This window comes from Mesorhizobium sp. M1A.F.Ca.IN.022.07.1.1, from assembly GCF_003997575.1.
In the GTDB taxonomy this organism is placed as follows: Bacteria; Pseudomonadota; Alphaproteobacteria; order Rhizobiales; family Rhizobiaceae; genus Mesorhizobium.
Window position 1 is genome coordinate 1 of record NZ_RZST01000109.1, and the last position, 16,261, is coordinate 16,261.

Sequence of the window (16,261 nt, forward strand, 5' to 3'; positions counted from 1 at the left end):
CTCGATGCGCTTTTAGGCTCTGATTCTGCGCATGTCCTTGTGCCGAAAACGGTTCCCACCTTCGGGGGACGTGCTTCACGCAGCGTCGCGCGTCCTGAACCAGTGCACCAGGAAATCGACGAAGACACGGACCTTGGCGGGCAAATAGCGGCGATGCGGATAGACCGCGAAGATGCCGCTGCCCGAGAGGATGCGGTCGTCGAGCACCGTCACCAGCTTGCCCGACGCGACTTCGGGCGCAGCGATGAAATCCGGCAGGATGGTGAAGCCCAGGCCCGACACGGCGGCTGCTCTCGCCGCCATCGGACTGTTGACCTCGATCGGCCCCGACACGGTGACGCTCACCGAATCCTCGCCGTCTCCCTTGAAGCGCCAGTTGGCTAAAGAGCGGCCGTTGGTGTCGACGATGCAGGGCATGTTGGAAAGATCCTGCGGGCGCGTCGGGGTGCCATGCTTTGCAAGCAGGTCCGGCGAAGCGCAGAGCTTGATCGAAAACGGCCCGAGGCGCCGCGCGATCAGCGACGAGTTCTCCAGCCGCGAAATGCGTACGGCGACATCGAAGCCTTCCTCGACCAGATCGACGAAGCGGTCGTCGAGATGGATGTCGAGAACGATATCCGGATGTTGCTTGGCAAAGTCGATCAGCGACTGGCCAATCGGCGCGTCGGCAAAGGTGCGCGCCGCCGAGAGCTTGATGCGGCCGCGCACGTCGCCGGAAGATTCGCGCACGGCATCGGCCAGGCTGTCGACCTCGCGCACGATTTCGGAGGCGCGCTGATAATAGGTGTGGCCGGCTTCGGTCAGCGAGAACTGCCGCGTGGTGCGGTTCAACAACAGCGCGCCGAGTTCGTCCTCAAGCTCGCGCACATATTTCGACAGCAGCGCCTTGGAACGGCCGATCTTGCGGGCGGCGGCCGAGAAGCCTTCGGCCTCGACGACGTCGATGAAGGCGCGCATGCGGGTCAATGTATCCATGATCAGACCTTTCGGGCCGCGTCGAGAATCGTGCGGCCGAGCCGTATCAGGGCGACGTCGCTGCCGGAAGGGCCGAGCAGCGACAGGCCGAAGGGCGCGCCGTCGACGGAACCGAGCGGCAAGGTGATCTGCGGGAAGCCCGACAACCCGGCCAGGCACAAAAGATGCAGCGCCCTCTCGCGATAGGCCTGGAACTGCTCCGGCGTGCTGGTCTTCAGTGGCGCTGCGCCCGGCACGGTCGGCAGAACAAGAAAGCCGCCGTTGCCGAGCAGCTTGCCGAACTCGAAACGGAAGGCTGCCCGACGCGCCGTTTCGGCTTCGACAGTCTTTGCATCGATCGTGCGGCCGAAGCCGAAACGCTCGTCGACACCTGGACCAAGCCCGTGATCGCCTGCCGAAATCCAGCCGCCATGCACCTGCCAGGCCTCGAAGGCCTGCAGCCGACGAAAGCACCAGTAGAGATCATCCGGGGAGGAGGCGAAGGCGTGTTCGGTTTCGGTCGGCTCGCCGACGACGGCTGCTGCCTGTGCCTTCATTCGCGCATATTCGGCGGCTTCCGTCGGCCCGGAGACAAAGGCATCGAGCCAGCCGATCGACAGCGGGCGGTTGAGCGGATGCTGGTGTGGATCGCGCCCGAGCAGAAGCTTGCCGACCAATTCGTAAGTTTCTATGTCGCCGGCGAACCAGCCGAAAGTGTCGAAGCTCGGCGCGAGCTTCATGGCGCCCTCGAGCGATATCCGGCCGTGACTGGTACGCAGCCCGATCAACCCGCAGAAGCTCGCCGGCGCGCGGATCGAGCCGCCCGTGTCGGAGCCGACGGCGATGTCGGCAAGGCCGCCGGCGACCGCTGCCGCCGAACCTGACGAGGAGCCGCCGGTCACGCGATCCGGAGCGGCTGCGTTCACCGGAAACGGGAAATGCGAATTCTGGCCGAACAGCGAGAAGGCGAGCTCGTCGGTTTGCGTCTTGCCGACGAATCGCGCACCGGCATCGAGAATCAACTGCACAGCCTCGGCCGTCCGCGAGGCGGCGTGAGCCTGTTCGAACTTGCGCGGGTTGCCGCAGCCGGTGCGATAGCCGGCGACGTCATAGATGTCCTTCACGGCTAGGCGCAGGCCGGCCAACGGGCCAAATTCCGCATTGGCCACGGGCATTTGGCGCAGATCGAGGAAGGCGTTGAGAGGGCCGTGGGTGCCTGGCATTGTTCGATTTCCGAATACGGTCCACAAACATTGTTCGATGCCGCAATATTTACAACCGGCGCTGACGATTTTTATTGATTGTGAAACCCTTCGCTCTTATATCGCGCTTGCCCAAAGTCGCACGTGCCTGTGGGTGTCCGCCGATCCTCGAATGGTGAGGGCAATCGGTAAGGTAACTGGAGCCAACCCCTCCAGTCGGTCAGTGGCCAACCACAAGACCGAGGACACCTTGAAGCAACGACGGTGCGGGCCTTTCTGGTGTCTGCCGGTCGTCCAAAGACCGGGGTTACTGAAGAGGCACACCTTCATTGCCGGCAGTGCGGACGGGTCCTCCCATCCAAGCCAAGGCAGACAAAGCGAACCGAGGCCGGGCAAGGCCAGGTTCACCGCCGCGAAACGGCGATCCGTGGTTCCGGGGTCTCCACCGGCTGGTTCCATGGATTTTCCGTCCCGCCTTTGTCCACCGCGAGTTCGCGAGGCCGAGCGCCCGCGTCCCGCAGCCTTTGTGCGCGCCGAAAGGCGCAGATGGAGAGACCTCGATGGCCACCCAGCGCATCCTTGACTTTCTCGCCACCCGACGTCCGAACGGTCCCTGCCTCGTCGTCGACCTCGATGTCGTGCGCGACAATTTCCGCGCCTTCGAGAAGGCGTTGCCCGATTCCAAAATCTACTATGCGGTGAAAGCAAACCCGGCGCCGGAGATCCTGCGCCTGCTTGCTGCGATGGGCTCGTCCTTCGACACCGCATCGGTTGCCGAGGTCGAGATGGCGATGGATGCCGGCGCGCCGGCGGATCGCATTTCCTTCGGCAACACCATCAAGAAGGAGCGCGACATTGCGCGCGCCTACCAGCTCGGCATCCGCCTCTATGCCGTGGATTGCGTTGAGGAGGTCGAGAAGATCGCCCGCGCCGCCCCGGGCTCGCGCGTGTTCTGCCGCGTGCTCACCGACGGCGAGGGTGCCGAATGGCCGCTGTCGCGCAAGTTCGGCTGCGTGCCGGCAATGGCGGTGAATGTGCTGCGACATGCCAAGGCGCTCGGCCTCGACGCTTATGGCGTGTCGTTCCATGTCGGCTCGCAGCAGACCGATCTCTCGGCTTGGGACCGCGCGCTGGGCGATGCCAAGAAGGTGTTCGCCACGCTCGCCGAGGAAGGCATCGTCTTGAAGATGGTCAACATGGGCGGCGGTTTCCCGACCCGTTACCTGAAGGACGTGCCGGCGGCGCAGGCCTATGGCCAGGCGATCTTCTCGGCGCTGCGCAAGCATTTCGGCAACGCGCTGCCCGAGACGATCATCGAGCCGGGTCGCGGCATGGTCGGCAATGCCGGCGTCATCAAGTCGGAAGTCGTGCTGATCTCGAAGAAGGCCGACAATGACAATGTGCGCTGGGTGTTCCTCGACATCGGCAAGTTCGGGGGCCTCGCCGAGACCATGGACGAGGCGATCCGCTATCCGATCGTGACGCCGCGCGACGGATCGGAGACCGCGCCTTGCGTGCTCGCCGGCCCGACCTGCGATTCGGCCGATGTGCTCTACGAGAAGACGCCTTATCCGCTGCCGCTGTCGCTCACCATCGGCGACGAGGTGCTGATCGAAGGTACCGGCGCCTACACGACCACCTATTCGTCGGTCGCCTTCAACGGCTTCGAGCCTCTCCGATCCTACGTGATCTGAAGGCGCGAGCCTTCAGATCAACCGGCGTGGGCGACATCGCCCGCCGGGGCTCGCTTGTGGAACAGATCTCCGCTCGTGAAGGATCGCGGAAATGGACTTTGCAGATTTCATCATTGAGGGCGCCGCGCGCCGGGTCTCCCCCCTCGAGGGGGAGATGGCCGCGCAGCGGTCAGAGGGGGGCGTCGCGCGTGGAGCGCCAGCGCCGCTTCTCGTCACGCTGGGCGCCGGTATTACATGCGCAACGACCCCCTCTGTCGCCTTTGGCGACATCTCCCGCTCGAGGGGGGAGATTGCGCCGGCCTTCGTCATCGTTGCCGAAGGCATCGGTGATATGCAGGCGCGCGAAGCGCTGCTCGACCGCGCCATGGGGCCGAAGCGCAGGAAGAAGTCGTCCGAGAAACTGCGGCGTGGCCGCCGGCCGTCGGAAGGCCTGGCCTTTGTCGCGCGCGACCCGTCGGGCGCGCTCGTCGGTACGGTTCGGCTGTGGGACGTGACGCTGGGCGAGGGTGGTCCGGCAGCGCTCCTGCTTGGGCCGCTGGCAGTCGAGCCGGGCCTGAGGAGCGGCGGCATCGGCTCGGCGCTGATGCGGCACGCGATCGCCGAGGCTGCGCGGCTCGGTCACGGCGCGATCCTGCTCGTCGGCGATGCACCCTATTACGGGCGGTTCGGTTTTTCGGCCGACCGCACCGGCTCGCTCGCCATGCCTGGGCCCTATGAGCGGCACCGCCTGCTGGCGCTCGAGCTGAAGGAGGGCTCGCTCGACGGGACCGCGGGCACGATCAAGGCCGCCGGCCGCAAGGTCAAGGCGCTGGATTTCGTCGCCTGACTGTCGGAGGCATTACCGAAGCGGCGCCGCGCGTTCAAAAACGCGGCGCCACATCGCTCTTCTAAAATAGTTGGCTGGCGGTCAGCCGAGCAACTGGCTGAGCGCCATGGCGACCGTCATGTCGCCCTCGACCTTCAGCTTGCCGGCCATGAAGGCCATGGTCGGGTTGAGGTCGCCGGCGATCAGCGAATCGAGATCGTCGAGCGAGAGCTTGATCGTGCAGTCGGTCGGGGCGTCGGCGGTCGAGACGGTCGCGCCGTCGATCACGATGACGCCGTCGCTGCCAGTGTCGAACTTGACCGAATGCTCGAAGCCGGCGCTTGCCACGCGCGACCTGATCTTGTCGGCAATCTCCTGAACGCCCATGGCGGTTCTCCTCGTTTGGTTGCGTTTGACGCGCATCGGCCTTGGCCGCTGGGCGAAGCGCCGCGTCGCGCGGCAGCGTGACGACAGCCATCGGCGCATATAGCTTCGGGTTGACGTTTACGTCAACGTGGCTGCCATGCGGCATGTCGCATCACCAGACGAGGGTGTGAACCCGCCAGTCGATCGCCGAGAGCCGATCAATGCTCCGGCTGGAACGGCTTGGTCATCGCTTGCGCGGTCTCGCCGGCAGTCTTGCGGCGGCGGATGGCGTTGTCGCGGATTTCGTCCTTGGACAGGAAGTTGACCTGGTCGATCAGCACGTCATGCACCAGCTCGACGCCGACGCGGGCGTTGACGGTCTCGCGGATCGCTTTGCGGAAAGCATCGAGATCGATCGTGTCCTTCTTGGTGAAATCGATCTGCGGATTGGAATAGAGGTAGGAATAGACCTGATCGGTAATGATGGCCGGCGCCGGGATCGACAGTTTCTTTATCTGATCCGGCTCCACCGTGTAGACGAGTTTGGTGAGAAAATAGCCGTCGATTTTGGCATCGCGGACGAGCGGTACCGAAATGATGTCGGTCTTGACGTAGTCGAGACCGCCCAGCATCGGCTTCGGCGGCTCACCGACGCCGCGCTCGCCCGCCGCCTGGAACGAATAAAACACCGCGCCGAGGGTTACGGCGCAGATCCAAAGCGCTGCGGCGAGGAATTTGATCACCGAATCCTACCTTGCTCCGCAGTCATCTCATTCAAGCCCGGGCATATCCGAATTCGCCTGCCGAGTAGGTGCCGTCGGCATCGGCGCGCTGGATGGCGTTCTTCAACAGCGTGGCGACCTCGTTGACGGCATTGAGATGGGCAAGAATAGCCGCCTCGTTCTTTGCCAGCTTCTGGCGCAGCCGCGCCAGCCCTTCGCGATGCTGCTCGAGGAACTCGATCTCATTGGCGCCCTTCAGCGCGCGGGTCAGTTCGTAGAGATAGCGGCTTTTGCGGGCATTCGAGGCCTTAAGGTCGTAGCTGGTGCCGCTGCGGATACCCGCCGTCTCCTCGTCCACCGCCTCCTCGATCCGGCCAATGATGGCGGCGAGGTTGCCAGGCCGTGCAGATGCCATCGGTGCTTCCGCGGCGGTGGTTCGTGCAGGCAGGTTGGAAAGGTCCGCTTGGTCGGCCATGTAGGTCCCTAGATCTTGATGTCCGTTTTTATGGTTGTGTCGTCACCGGTCATAGACCGGGCGGCCTTACGCTCGAGCTCGTCGACCAGGGAGGTCGAAAGCCTGGTCTGCTGGTCGATCTCGGCTTTCTCCGGTCCGCCCCCAACGGACCCGACCGGCACCTTGTGTTTGCCGTCCAGATAATGGTCGGCAAGCATCGATCTCGCGATGCCGATCCCGCCATGCGCGGCCATGACATCGGCTACCTTTTCGGCAAGCTGCGATTTCCACATGTCGCCGGCCAGACCCTTGCCGTAAACGCCCTCGGTGTCCTTAGGCATCATGTTCTGGATGAAAGTGGTCAGCACCATTGCCTCGAAGCGCTGGAACTTTTTAGCCGGATTTGCCGCCTCGGCCTTGTCGGCAGCGGCGCGCGAGAGCACCGAGCCCGCCTCGACCGAGGCAGTCTGGTCGATCGAGAAGGTCTCCCCAGCACCGCCGGCCCGCCTCGCGAGTGCTGCCCGCGCGGCCTCGACGTCGGCCGGCTCCGCCGCACGGGCGACGTCCATCACGATGTCGCTGGGAGGTAAAATCGCCAAGAAAGCACTGCCTTTTGCCGGTTATGTCCGTTGCACAATGACGCAACAAGCTTGTGGCAGGCTTGCGGGGGCGGCGAGGTGCAGTGCAGCGCTCAAATCTTATTTTAGCAGGTATTAATATTTTAACGGCGTTTGCCCTGCCGCCGGCGCAATTCGGGGTTTGAAAACGACTAATTAACCCCGCCCCCTCATCCTCGAGACCACGCCTTGGAGACGTTGATCGTGAAAAGCGATGTCGTGCTGATCGCATTTCTGCTGTCGGTTGCTTGGCCATTTGCCGCCCAGGCCGGAACGGCGATGCAAACCAAAGGCAAGGCGTTCCCACCGCCGGCCTTCTATTCGTTCTGCAGCCGCCAACCCAGCCTCTGCAGCACGGCCGGCGGAACAAAGGTCGTCGCCCTGCGGCCTCAGCTCAGCGCGCAATTGAACGAGATCAACCTTTCGGTCAATTCACGCATTACCGAGGTCAGTGATCGAGCCGTTGTCGGCAAGAACGACGACTGGCGCGTGCCGACCGTGTCCGGCGATTGCGAGGATATCGCGATACTGAAGAAGCTCGAACTGATGAAGCGCGGCTGGCCGGCCTCGGCGCTGCTGTTGACCGTGGCAAGCTATCACGGCGAGGGACACACGGTGCTGACGGTGCGCACCAACGAGGGCGACCTAGTGCTCGACAACCTGACCAGCGCGGTCCGTGATTGGTCCAGCACGCCCTACAACTATTTCGCCCGGCAGGCGCAGGGCAATGGCAGGCGCTGGGAGCGGATCGGGGCGGCCAAGTCGGTCGGCACGACGGCGACCGGCATCTGACAGCCTCGTTCCCCGCGCGCCGGATCCACCGCTCTATCTCCTTGGTTTGACGCAAATCCGGACGGGAGGCCACGGCGACGTCGCCGAGCCCAACCGTTTCATGCTTTTCCTGATTGCCCTAGTCATGTCCCCGCTTCTGGGCAATGAGGTCCAGCCGCTCGCGGTCTGAGCGTTCGCGCTCGTCGCGGCGGCGAGCGTCCCTATAGGCGCGCTCGACCATGTTGGTCCGCGCGGTCGCGGCGGCGATCAACGTCGCCTCCTCCCGGGCGCTTTCAAGATTCTGTTTTTGTTGGCCGAGCGCGTTCGCAATCCGGCGATGGTAAAGTTCCGGGAACAGGCCGGCCAGCGAGCTGTCAGCGTCGAAATGCCCGATGAGTTCCTTTGCTTCCGATTCGGCCGCCGCGGCCGCGGAGAGGAAGCCGGCATGACGGGTTTCGTGCACCGCCTTCAACTGCTCCTGCACCTTGACCAACTTCTTCAGTCTGTCCTTGCGCGAGGCCATCGCGGCTACCTCGCTAGCGTCAGGTCGACAAAGCCGTCGACGAACAACGACAGCAAGGTGCCGATGGCAAAGTAGAAGATGATCAGCCCGCCGGCGATGACGAAGGGCAGCGAGATGAAATACACCGGGATCTGCGGCGTCAGCTTGTTGACGAAGCCGATCGTCAAATTGACCAGAATGGCGTAGGCGACGAAGGGACTGCCGAGCCGGATGACCAGGAAGAAGGCGTCCGACACCGTGTCGGTGACGTCGACCAGCGCCGCCTGCGGGTTGAAGAGTACATTGACCGGAGCAACCGTGTAGGAGGCGACCAGCGCGCGCACGATCTCGTGGTCGAAGTCGAAGACGAAAAGCAGGAGCAGCGCCGAGAACGAGATGATGGCGGCGAGCGCAGCCTGCGGCTCCGGCTCCTCGATCGCCGGGCCGCCTGAGCCGCCATAGCCGATCATCATGGCGATGGCCGAGCCCATGAACCGCAGCGCTTCCATATAGAGCCTGGTCATGGCGCCGATCAGCCCGCCGACCAGAAGCTCGGAAACGATCATCGGCACCAGAACCTGCGGGCGCGGGTCGACATAGGGATAGATGCGGTCCCAGAGGAAGGCGAGCAGGCCGCCGGTGGCGGCGATCGACACAAACAGCCGGACCTGGAGAGGCACGCGGGCGCTCGACAGGCCGGGCATCAGCATGAAACAGGCGCCGATGCGGCAGAAGGCGAGGAAGGCGGCGATGACGACGCCTTGCGAGAGCGCGTTCACGAGATCGTTCCGAGCACCTTGATTTCGACGCCCTTGGCGATCTCGACGTGGCTGAGCACGGGCAGCGTGGTGAACAGCCGCTCGATGATCATGCGCACATAAGGCCGCGCGTCCGGCGCGGTGACCAGCACGAAGCGCTCGCCGGCTTCGAGATGCTTGCGGATCGCCTTGGTGGCGTCCTGGCCGAATTCCTCGAGCTGGCGCGGATCGATGTCGAACTCGCGCACCTCGCCCTTGGCGTCCCGCTTGAGGCTCTGGTGAAAGGCGAGGTCCCATCGGTTGCCGAGGCGCAGCACCTTGAGCACGCCGCCCTCGGAGAGATCGCCGCAGATCTGCTGCGCCATGCGGATGCGGACATGCTCGACGATCTGCTCGGTGCGGCGCACATGCGGCGCGATCTCGGCGATGGCCTCGATGATCAGGTGCAGGTTGCGGATCGAGACGCGCTCGGCAAGCAGAAGCTTCAGCACCGCCTGCAGGCCGGGATAGGAGATGTGCGAGGTGCAGATCTCGTCGGCGAGCTTGCGGTACTCGGGGTCCAGCCGCTCGAGCAGCGCCTTCATGTCCTTGTAGGACAGAAGCTGCGGCAGGTTGTTGCGGATCACCTCGGAAAGGTGGGTGAGCAGGACCGACATGTTGTCGGCAAAGGTGTAGTTCTCGCGCTTCAGATCTTCGGCGAAGGTTTCCAGCACCGAATAGGCGCGCATGCCGAAGGCCGGCTCGCGGATTTCCTCACCGGGGATGTCCGGCACGCCGCGGGTGCCAAGCAGCACCATGATTTCGCCGACGCGCATCTGGTATTCGGCAACGACGGTGCCGTGGACCTTGATCTGATAGCTCTTCGGCGGGATGGCGAAGTCGTCGGCGACGCGCACCTCCGGCACCACGAACCCATATTGCTGGGCGAATTTCTTGCGCATCTTCGACATGCGGAACACCAGCTCCTGATGCGCGACCAGCAGCCTGGTCGAGAGCTGCTTGCCGATCAGCAGCTCGATCTCGGCAGTCGCAAGCGAGGCCTTGACCGAATTCTTCTCCTCCTCGACCTTGTCGGCCTTCTCCTTGTTCTTCTGCGCTTCGGCTGCCGCCAGCGCGCGGTTGTGGCGCAGCGGGATGACGTAGCCGAGGCCGGCCATGGCGCCGGCAAGGGCAAAGAACGGGAATAGCGGCAGACCGGGCATAAGGCCGAGGATGACGAGCAGCGAGGCCGCGACATAGAGCGCGCGCGGATGCGCGCCGAGCTGGCCGAACACCGCCTGATTGGCGGAGCCCCGCGTGCCGCCCTTGGAGACGAGCATGCCGGCGGCGAGCGAGACGATGAGGGCCGGGATCTGGGTGACGAGGCCGTCGCCGACCGACAGCTTGATGAAGACGTCGGCCGCCTGGCCGAGGCCCATGCCGTGGCGCAGATAGCCGATGGCGATGCCGCCGACGATGTTGATGGCGGTGATGATGAGGCCGGCGATGGCGTCGCCGCGCACGAATTTCGACGCGCCGTCCATCGAGCCGAAGAAGGAGGATTCTTCTTCCAATTCGCGGCGGCGAAGCTGCGCCGTCTTCTCGTCGATCATTCCGGCGGAAAGGTCGGCGTCGATCGACATCTGCTTGCCGGGGATGGCGTCGAGGGTGAAGCGCGCACCGACTTCGGCGATGCGGGTGGCGCCCTTGGTGATGACGATGAAGTTCACCACGATCAGGATCATGAAGACGATGAGGCCGATGACGAAGTCGCTCGACATCACCAGCTTCGAGAAACCCGAGATGACGTAACCGGCGGCATGCGTACCCTCATTGCCATGCGACAGGATCATGCGCGTGGTGGCGATGTTGAGCGAGAGCCTGAGCATCGTGGCGATGAGCAGCACGGTCGGGAAGGAGGAGAAATCCAGCGGCCGCTGGATCCAGAGCGCCACCATCAGGATGAGCACCGAGAGCGCGATCGAGAAGGCAAGGCCGATGTCGATGAGGAAGGCCGGGATCGGCAGGAACAGCACCGCCAGGATGACGACGATGCCGAGCGCGAAGAAAACGTCGCGGCCGTTCTTGGCCGCCAGGCCGGACGGGATTGTTTCGCTGATCGCCATATCGTCCTCGAATCCAGACTTGCCCAGCGCAAAGGCAGGCTCCCGACCTTAACCGGTCAAGCTTGCGCGAAGGTGGGAGAGGGGCTACGGGATTTGAGCCGGCTGGCGAAAGGAAAGGCGCATGCTCCTCATCATCGGCACGATTCGGCTGCCACCCGACAGGCTCGAGCAGGCAAGGCCGGCGATGGGACGAATGATTTCAGCGAGTCGCGCCGAAGCCGGCTGCCTCGCATATTCCTATGCGCAGGATGTTCTCGATCCCGGCCTGATCCATGTCTCGGAAGCCTGGCGGGATCGTGCGGCGCTCGAGGCGCATTTCAAGTCAGCGCATATAGCCGAATGGCGCGCGAGCTGGGCGGAACTCGGCATTGGGGATCGGAAGCTGGCGCTCTATGAAGCGGGCGGGGGTGCTGCGATCTAACCGGCCGCGCCCGCGATCGCGACGGCGACCAGCCAGCGCCGGACGGCGCGCTCGTCGTTGGCCGAAAGTCCGGCGGTCAGCTGGCGTTCAAGCCGCTGCACGCGCTCGCGACATTTCTTCAGCAAGGCACGGCCGCTGTCGCTAAGATCAAGGTGCTGGATGCGCCCGTGCACCGCATGCGGCTTGCGGACCACGGAACCGGCCTTTTCCAGATTGCCGACGATCACGCTCACCGTCTGCGGCGTCAGCACCGCGAGCCGGGCGAGGTCGGCATTGGAGATGCCTGGATAGGCCGACAGCATGGTCAGCGTCGCGAATTGCGGCTGCGTGACGCCGAACTCATCCAGCGCCCGCTCGACCCGCAGCCTGTAGGCGCCGGCGGCCTGGCGCAGCAGGTAGCCGAGATAACCTTCCTCGCCACGCTTGCCTTTGCCAGGGGCCGGAATTTCCGGTTTCTGCTTGCGCACGATGTAAGAGCTCTTATATGTTGTTGTTCGAACTCTGATATTATCGCAAGATGGAATGGAAGACGATGGGCTATCGCATCTTTCTTGCTGGTGGTTCCGGCGCGATTGGCCGCCGCCTGATCCCGCAACTGGTCGCTGCCGGCCATCAGTTAGCTGCGACAACGCGCCGGGCCGAGAAGGCCGAGGAGCTCCGCGCGATCGGGGCCAGCCCGGTGGTGATCGATGTGTTCGATGCCGGCGGCCTGCTTGCGGCGGTCACCGAGGTGAAGCCGGAGGTCGTGATCCATCAGCTTACCGATCTGCCGGCCGGACTGGATCCCAACAAGATGGGCGAGGCCATCATCGGAAACGCGCGCGTCCGCGACGAGGGGACCCGCAATCTGGTCGAGGCCGCGACGTCGGCCGGCGCCCGTCGCCTGATCGCGCAGAGCATCGCCTGGGCCTATGCGCCCGGACCCGAGCCGCATGCCGAAACCGATCCGCTCGACAGCGGCGCCGAAGGCGGCCGCGGCATCAGCGTCGGCGGCGTGATCGCGCTCGAACGGCAGGTTCTCGAGGAGCCCATGACGGGCATCGTGCTGCGCTATGGACATCTCTATGGTCCCGGCACCGGAGCTGAGATTGCGGCCGATCCGGCCGTGCATGTCGATGCCGCTGCTTATGCGGCGCTGCTTGCCGTCGAGCGCGGCGCGCCGGGCGCCTTCAACATCGCCGAGCCGAACGGCCATGTCGCGACCGACAAGGCCGTCAGCGAACTCGGCTGGCGGCCCGACTTCCGTCTGGCTGTGTGAGGCAGACGGAGGAATTGCCGCCAAAGGAGAGACCTGGTTCGAGCCGCCGGGCACGGTGCACCTGTTCGCGGAGAAGGCGAGCGCAACGGAGCCGGCGGAGCTGCTGGCGACCTTCGTCGCGAGGGACGATTGCGGGCCGCTGACCCTCTCGATCAGTGCCATTTTCCCATTCTCGCAAGCGAGGGTAGCCGGCCCAACCGTCGCTAATCGACGCAACGCCAAAATGGCGCCACAAGGGGTCGGCATTGCGGTTGCCACTCCATGCCGTCGGGCGTATCAGGTGCGGCAGCATCCATCCTCCGCATACCGGCGAGCCGCTCCGTTGCCTGCCATAAACGAACCGCAAGTCTACGCCCGCCGGCTTCGGGCGGTGCTGATCAATTCCATTCCCGTGCTCGAGGCGCGCGGCATCGTCATTGTGCTGATGGCGGGGATGGTCGGCATGATCGCGGGCGCCCTGGTCACCGGCATGAGCGCGCTGGTGCAAGCCATGCACTTCCTGCTCTTTGACGTGCAGCCGGGCGGGCGCCTTTCGGCGATGTTTTCGCTGGCCAGTCCGGTGCAGGCGATGTTTCCGGCGATCGGGGGACTGCTGCTCGGCCTTTCGGTGATCTGGCTGAGAAGGCGGAAGTTCAGAACGCCTGTCGACCCGATCGAAGCCAACGCGCTCTACGGTGGGCGCATGTCGCTCACCGATACGTTCATCATTGTCGGCCAGACCATGATCTCCAGTGGCTTCGGCGCCTCGGTCGGTCTGGAAGCCGGTTATACGCAGGTCGGTTCGGGCATCGCCTCGCGGCTGGCGCGCGCCTTCCGGCTGCGCCGCAACGACGTGCGCATCCTGGTCGGCTGCGGCGCCGCCGGCGCGATCGCTGCCGCCTTCGACGCGCCTTTGACGGGTGCCTTCTACGGCTTCGAACTGGTCATCGGCATCTACTCGGTGGCCAATGTGGCGCCGGTCATGACGGCGGCGATCGCCGCCTCGCTGACGGCTGAGATGTTCGGCGGCGTGCCGTTTCCGCTCGAACTTTCCGGCCTGCCGACGCTGACCGCCAGCCAGTATGTGCCGTTCCTGCTGCTGGGACTGCTCGGCGGGGCGGCGTCCATCGCGATCATGCATCTGGTAAGCCTTATCGAGCGCGTCTTTGTGCGGCTGGCGATCGACGCTTCCGTCAGACCTTTCATCGGCGGCATCGTTGTCGGGCTGCTCGGGCTGGTCACGCCGCAGGTGCTGTCCAGCGGACACGGCGCGCTGCACCGCGAGTTCGCCATGAACTACGCGCTTCCCGTGGTGGCTAGCGTCTTCGTGCTGAAGCTTGCTGCCTCGGCGATCTCGCTCGGCTCCGGTTTCCGCGGCGGTCTGTTCTTCGCCTCGCTGTTCCTGGGGGCGCTGCTCGGCAAGGTCTTTGCCGGCGTCATGGCGATGGCCGCGCCCTCAACCGCGCTCGATCCGGCGGTCGCCGCTGTCGTCGGCATGACCTCGCTTGCCGTAGGTGTCGTCGGCGGCCCGCTGACCATGACTTTCCTCGCGCTGGAATCGACGCGGGACCTGACGCTCACCGGCGTGGTGCTGGCAGCGTCGATCATGTCGGCCATCCTGGTCCGCGAGACCTTCGGCTACTCCTTCTCGACCTGGCGCTTCCATCTGCGCGGCGAGACGATCCGCAGCGCCCACGACGTCGGCTGGATGCGCAGCCTCAATGTCGGGTCGATGATGCGCAAGGACGTCCGTACTATCGATGCTTCGATTACCTTGGCCGAGTTCCGCAAGGAGATCCCGCTCGGCTCGGCGCAGCGCGTCATCGCCGTCGAAGAGGGCCGGCACTATGTCGGCGTGCTGCTCGTGGCCGAACTGCACAGCGACCTCTCAGACGGCGAGACTCCGGTGCAGGCGCTCGCGCAGTTCAAGGATGCGGTGCTGGTGCCGTCGATGAACGTCCAGTCCGCCGCCGAGACCTTTCAGCGCGCCGGCGCTGAAGAGCTAGCGGTCGTTGAGGATTTCGACGACCGCATCGTGCTTGGCCTGCTCACTGAAAGCCATCTGATGCGGCGCTACGCCGAGGAGCTGGACAAGGCGCGGCGGGATCTTTCCGGCGAGGGCTGAGCCCTGATTCAATCGGCGGTCTTGCGGCCCTGCTTGGCGACTTTCCTCAGCATGGATGGGCCCAAGCAAAGAGACTCGGCCCGAACTTTTCCATCTGTTTTGGCGCCACCCTGCCTTGCGACGAGATAGTTGGTCATCAACCTTGCCTCAACAGGCTCCGACATAAAGAACCCTTGTGCGCCGTGACAGTGTTCGTGGATCAGGAAGTCGAGTTGGGCTTCGTTCTCCACCCCTTCCGCCACAACGGTCAGGCTTAGTGAATTGGCCAGCGCGATGATGCCTCGGACCACGTTCTGTTTCTTCGTGGAGGAAGCCAGGTCGCTGAGGAACGAGCGATCGATTTTCAATTGGTTGAAATCAAAATCGGCAAGGTATCCAAAGCTCGCATAACCTGACCCAAAATCGTCGAGTGCCAGGCTCACTCCGAGGTTTCTAATCTTGCCGATACTCTCCAGGGCATTGCGGCTGTTCTGGATGAATATCCCTTCAGTGATCTCCAACTGCAGACGCGATGGAAGCAACCCCGTTTGCCGCAGCGTCTCGGTGAGATGCGTCAGATAGGCATCGGTCTGGAGGCTTCTTCCGGAGACGTTGACCGAGCAGATGAACTCTTCGGTGGAAATAGGCATCCATCGGGCGGCTTGCTCGCAAGCCTTGCCCAGAACCATCTTGTCGAGTTCCAGTATCAGCTCACTTCGTTCCGCGATCGGAATGAACGATGCCGGCGCACGAACCGCTCCCGAGACCGGATCGTGCCAGCGGACCAGCGCCTCGGCCCCGATCATGCGGCCGGTCGCCAGCTCGAACTGGGATTGCCAGACCAGGAAGAACTCGTCGCAATTGAGGGCCCGCTTGATGGCCGCTTCTTCACCGAGCTGCATGTCGATCTGACTGAGGATCGCGGGCGAAAACGTCACGAAACCGGACCGCCCCTCGGCCTTTGCCGTGTAGAGAGCGCTATCGGCACTGTGCAGCAACGTGGAAATGTCGGAACCGCTGAGGGAAACATGCCATGCCGATGCTGGCGCCAATGCGCACCTGATGGCCCTCCAACTCTGCGAACCTGTTCAGCCGTTCGCGCAGACGTTGCCCCAAATTGTCATGATCATTCCGATCGGCAATAGCCATGATGGCGAATTCGTCTCCGCCCAATCGCACGGCGGCTACGTCGCCGGGCCGCTCGACCGACTGAAGGACCTCGGCAACCGCCTTCAGCAGCAGATCGCCGACGTGATGGCCGAAGGTGTCGTTCACGCTCTTGAAATGGTCGAGATCGATCAGGAGCAGCTGAAGCTGCTTACCGGTCTCCCTCGCCCGGTCCAGCATGGCGTCCCTGTTGGCTGCCATCCAGGCACGATTCTTCAGTCCGGTGGTCGCGTCGCGCCAGGCGAGAAATTCCAGCTTCTTTATCGTTTCCCGGCGCCCGATGAACAGAACCGCCGTCCCGATTGCCAGCAGCGACAGGATCGTCAGAGCAAAGGCTATCTGATAGTTGAACCGATTCAGGCTGACTTCCGACGCATAGAGA

18 protein-coding genes are annotated in these 16,261 nt (G+C 64.0%); 6 read left to right on the plus strand and 12 right to left on the minus strand.

Translation table 11 applies throughout. From position 1 onward, the window contains the following. Positions 1-75 precede the first annotated feature (75 nt). The gene (locus EOA75_RS14550) at positions 76-975 is read right to left on the minus strand and encodes a LysR family transcriptional regulator (RefSeq protein WP_067002475.1); all 900 of its coding nucleotides are present in this window, start codon (positions 973-975) and stop codon (positions 76-78) included. Between the two features lie 2 nt (positions 976-977). Further along, the gene (locus tag EOA75_RS14555; protein ID WP_127324517.1) at positions 978-2,177 is read right to left on the minus strand and encodes an amidase; all 1,200 of its coding nucleotides are present in this window, start codon (positions 2,175-2,177) and stop codon (positions 978-980) included. Positions 2,178-2,716: 539 nt separating this feature from the next. Between EOA75_RS14555 and odc2 the strand changes: the two genes are divergently transcribed. Continuing rightward, positions 2,717-3,850: an ornithine/lysine decarboxylase gene (gene odc2 / locus EOA75_RS14560; protein WP_095823409.1), complete on the plus strand. Its 1,134-nt coding sequence runs from the start codon at positions 2,717-2,719 to the stop codon at positions 3,848-3,850. Between the two features lie 331 nt (positions 3,851-4,181). After that, positions 4,182-4,676, plus strand: a complete 495-nt coding sequence (locus EOA75_RS14565; RefSeq protein ID WP_127324524.1) for an N-acetyltransferase — start codon at positions 4,182-4,184, stop codon at positions 4,674-4,676. A gap of 81 nt (positions 4,677-4,757) precedes the next feature. Here the strand turns inward: EOA75_RS14565 and EOA75_RS14570 are convergent, their stop codons facing one another. The 4 genes from EOA75_RS14570 to EOA75_RS14585 all read right to left on the minus strand — a co-directional run bounded on the left by EOA75_RS14570 (position 4,758) and on the right by EOA75_RS14585 (position 6,796). Continuing rightward, positions 4,758-5,042, minus strand: coding sequence for an SCP2 sterol-binding domain-containing protein (locus tag EOA75_RS14570; protein ID WP_067002744.1), 285 nt, complete (start codon positions 5,040-5,042; stop codon positions 4,758-4,760). Between the two features lie 197 nt (positions 5,043-5,239). Continuing rightward, a complete protein-coding gene (locus EOA75_RS14575; protein WP_067002470.1) occupies positions 5,240-5,764 on the minus strand; it encodes a hypothetical protein in 525 nt (174 codons plus the stop codon). A 31-nt stretch (positions 5,765-5,795) separates the two neighbouring features. Further along, positions 5,796-6,218 (minus strand): hypothetical protein, encoded by a 423-nt coding sequence (locus EOA75_RS14580; RefSeq protein WP_127324518.1) that lies wholly within the window; start codon positions 6,216-6,218, stop codon positions 5,796-5,798. An 8-nt stretch (positions 6,219-6,226) separates the two neighbouring features. After that, on the minus strand, positions 6,227-6,796 hold the full coding sequence (locus tag EOA75_RS14585) for a rod-binding protein (RefSeq protein WP_245466636.1): 570 nt from the start codon (positions 6,794-6,796) through the stop codon (positions 6,227-6,229). 216 nt (positions 6,797-7,012) lie between these two features. Here EOA75_RS14585 and EOA75_RS14590 point away from each other — a divergent pair, with 216 nt between their 5' ends. Continuing rightward, positions 7,013-7,606: a transglutaminase-like cysteine peptidase gene (locus EOA75_RS14590; protein WP_245460689.1), complete on the plus strand. Its 594-nt coding sequence runs from the start codon at positions 7,013-7,015 to the stop codon at positions 7,604-7,606. A gap of 118 nt (positions 7,607-7,724) precedes the next feature. On the opposite strand, the gene EOA75_RS14595 is transcribed toward EOA75_RS14590, so the two are convergent. The 3 genes from EOA75_RS14595 to flhA are packed head-to-tail and all read right to left on the minus strand — an operon-like array spanning position 7,725 to position 10,950. Beyond that, positions 7,725-8,108, minus strand: coding sequence for a hypothetical protein (locus tag EOA75_RS14595; protein ID WP_067325997.1), 384 nt, complete (start codon positions 8,106-8,108; stop codon positions 7,725-7,727). A gap of 5 nt (positions 8,109-8,113) precedes the next feature. Then, complete coding sequence (fliR, locus tag EOA75_RS14600) at positions 8,114-8,866, minus strand: flagellar biosynthetic protein FliR (protein ID WP_127324519.1); 753 nt, start codon at positions 8,864-8,866, stop codon at positions 8,114-8,116. Further along, positions 8,863-10,950, minus strand: a complete 2,088-nt coding sequence (gene flhA / locus EOA75_RS14605; RefSeq protein ID WP_127324520.1) for a flagellar biosynthesis protein FlhA — start codon at positions 10,948-10,950, stop codon at positions 8,863-8,865. Before flhA ends, fliR begins: the two co-directional genes overlap by 4 nt. A gap of 121 nt (positions 10,951-11,071) precedes the next feature. Between flhA and EOA75_RS14610 the strand changes: the two genes are divergently transcribed. Continuing rightward, positions 11,072-11,371: a putative quinol monooxygenase gene (locus tag EOA75_RS14610; RefSeq protein ID WP_127240422.1), complete on the plus strand. Its 300-nt coding sequence runs from the start codon at positions 11,072-11,074 to the stop codon at positions 11,369-11,371. On the opposite strand, the gene EOA75_RS14615 is transcribed toward EOA75_RS14610, so the two are convergent. After that, positions 11,368-11,838, minus strand: coding sequence for a MarR family transcriptional regulator (locus EOA75_RS14615; RefSeq protein ID WP_127324521.1), 471 nt, complete (start codon positions 11,836-11,838; stop codon positions 11,368-11,370). The two genes, EOA75_RS14610 and EOA75_RS14615, sit on opposite strands and share 4 nt — an antisense overlap. Before the next feature lie 50 nt (positions 11,839-11,888). On the opposite strand from EOA75_RS14615, the gene EOA75_RS14620 reads away from it, so the two are divergent. After that, positions 11,889-12,629, plus strand: a complete 741-nt coding sequence (locus EOA75_RS14620) for an NAD(P)-dependent oxidoreductase (RefSeq protein ID WP_245466637.1) — start codon at positions 11,889-11,891, stop codon at positions 12,627-12,629. Positions 12,630-12,951: 322 nt separating this feature from the next. Then, entirely contained in the window at positions 12,952-14,733 is a 1,782-nt protein-coding gene (locus EOA75_RS14625; protein WP_067002454.1) for a chloride channel protein, read from the plus strand. A gap of 8 nt (positions 14,734-14,741) precedes the next feature. On the opposite strand, the gene EOA75_RS14630 is transcribed toward EOA75_RS14625, so the two are convergent. Further along, positions 14,742-15,710, minus strand: a complete 969-nt coding sequence (locus tag EOA75_RS14630) for an EAL domain-containing protein (RefSeq protein WP_127324523.1) — start codon at positions 15,708-15,710, stop codon at positions 14,742-14,744. Further along, a partial coding sequence (locus EOA75_RS14635; protein WP_164747388.1) for a GGDEF domain-containing protein occupies positions 15,691-16,261 on the minus strand: 571 nt, incomplete at its 5' end. The genes EOA75_RS14635 and EOA75_RS14630, both read right to left, overlap by 20 nt.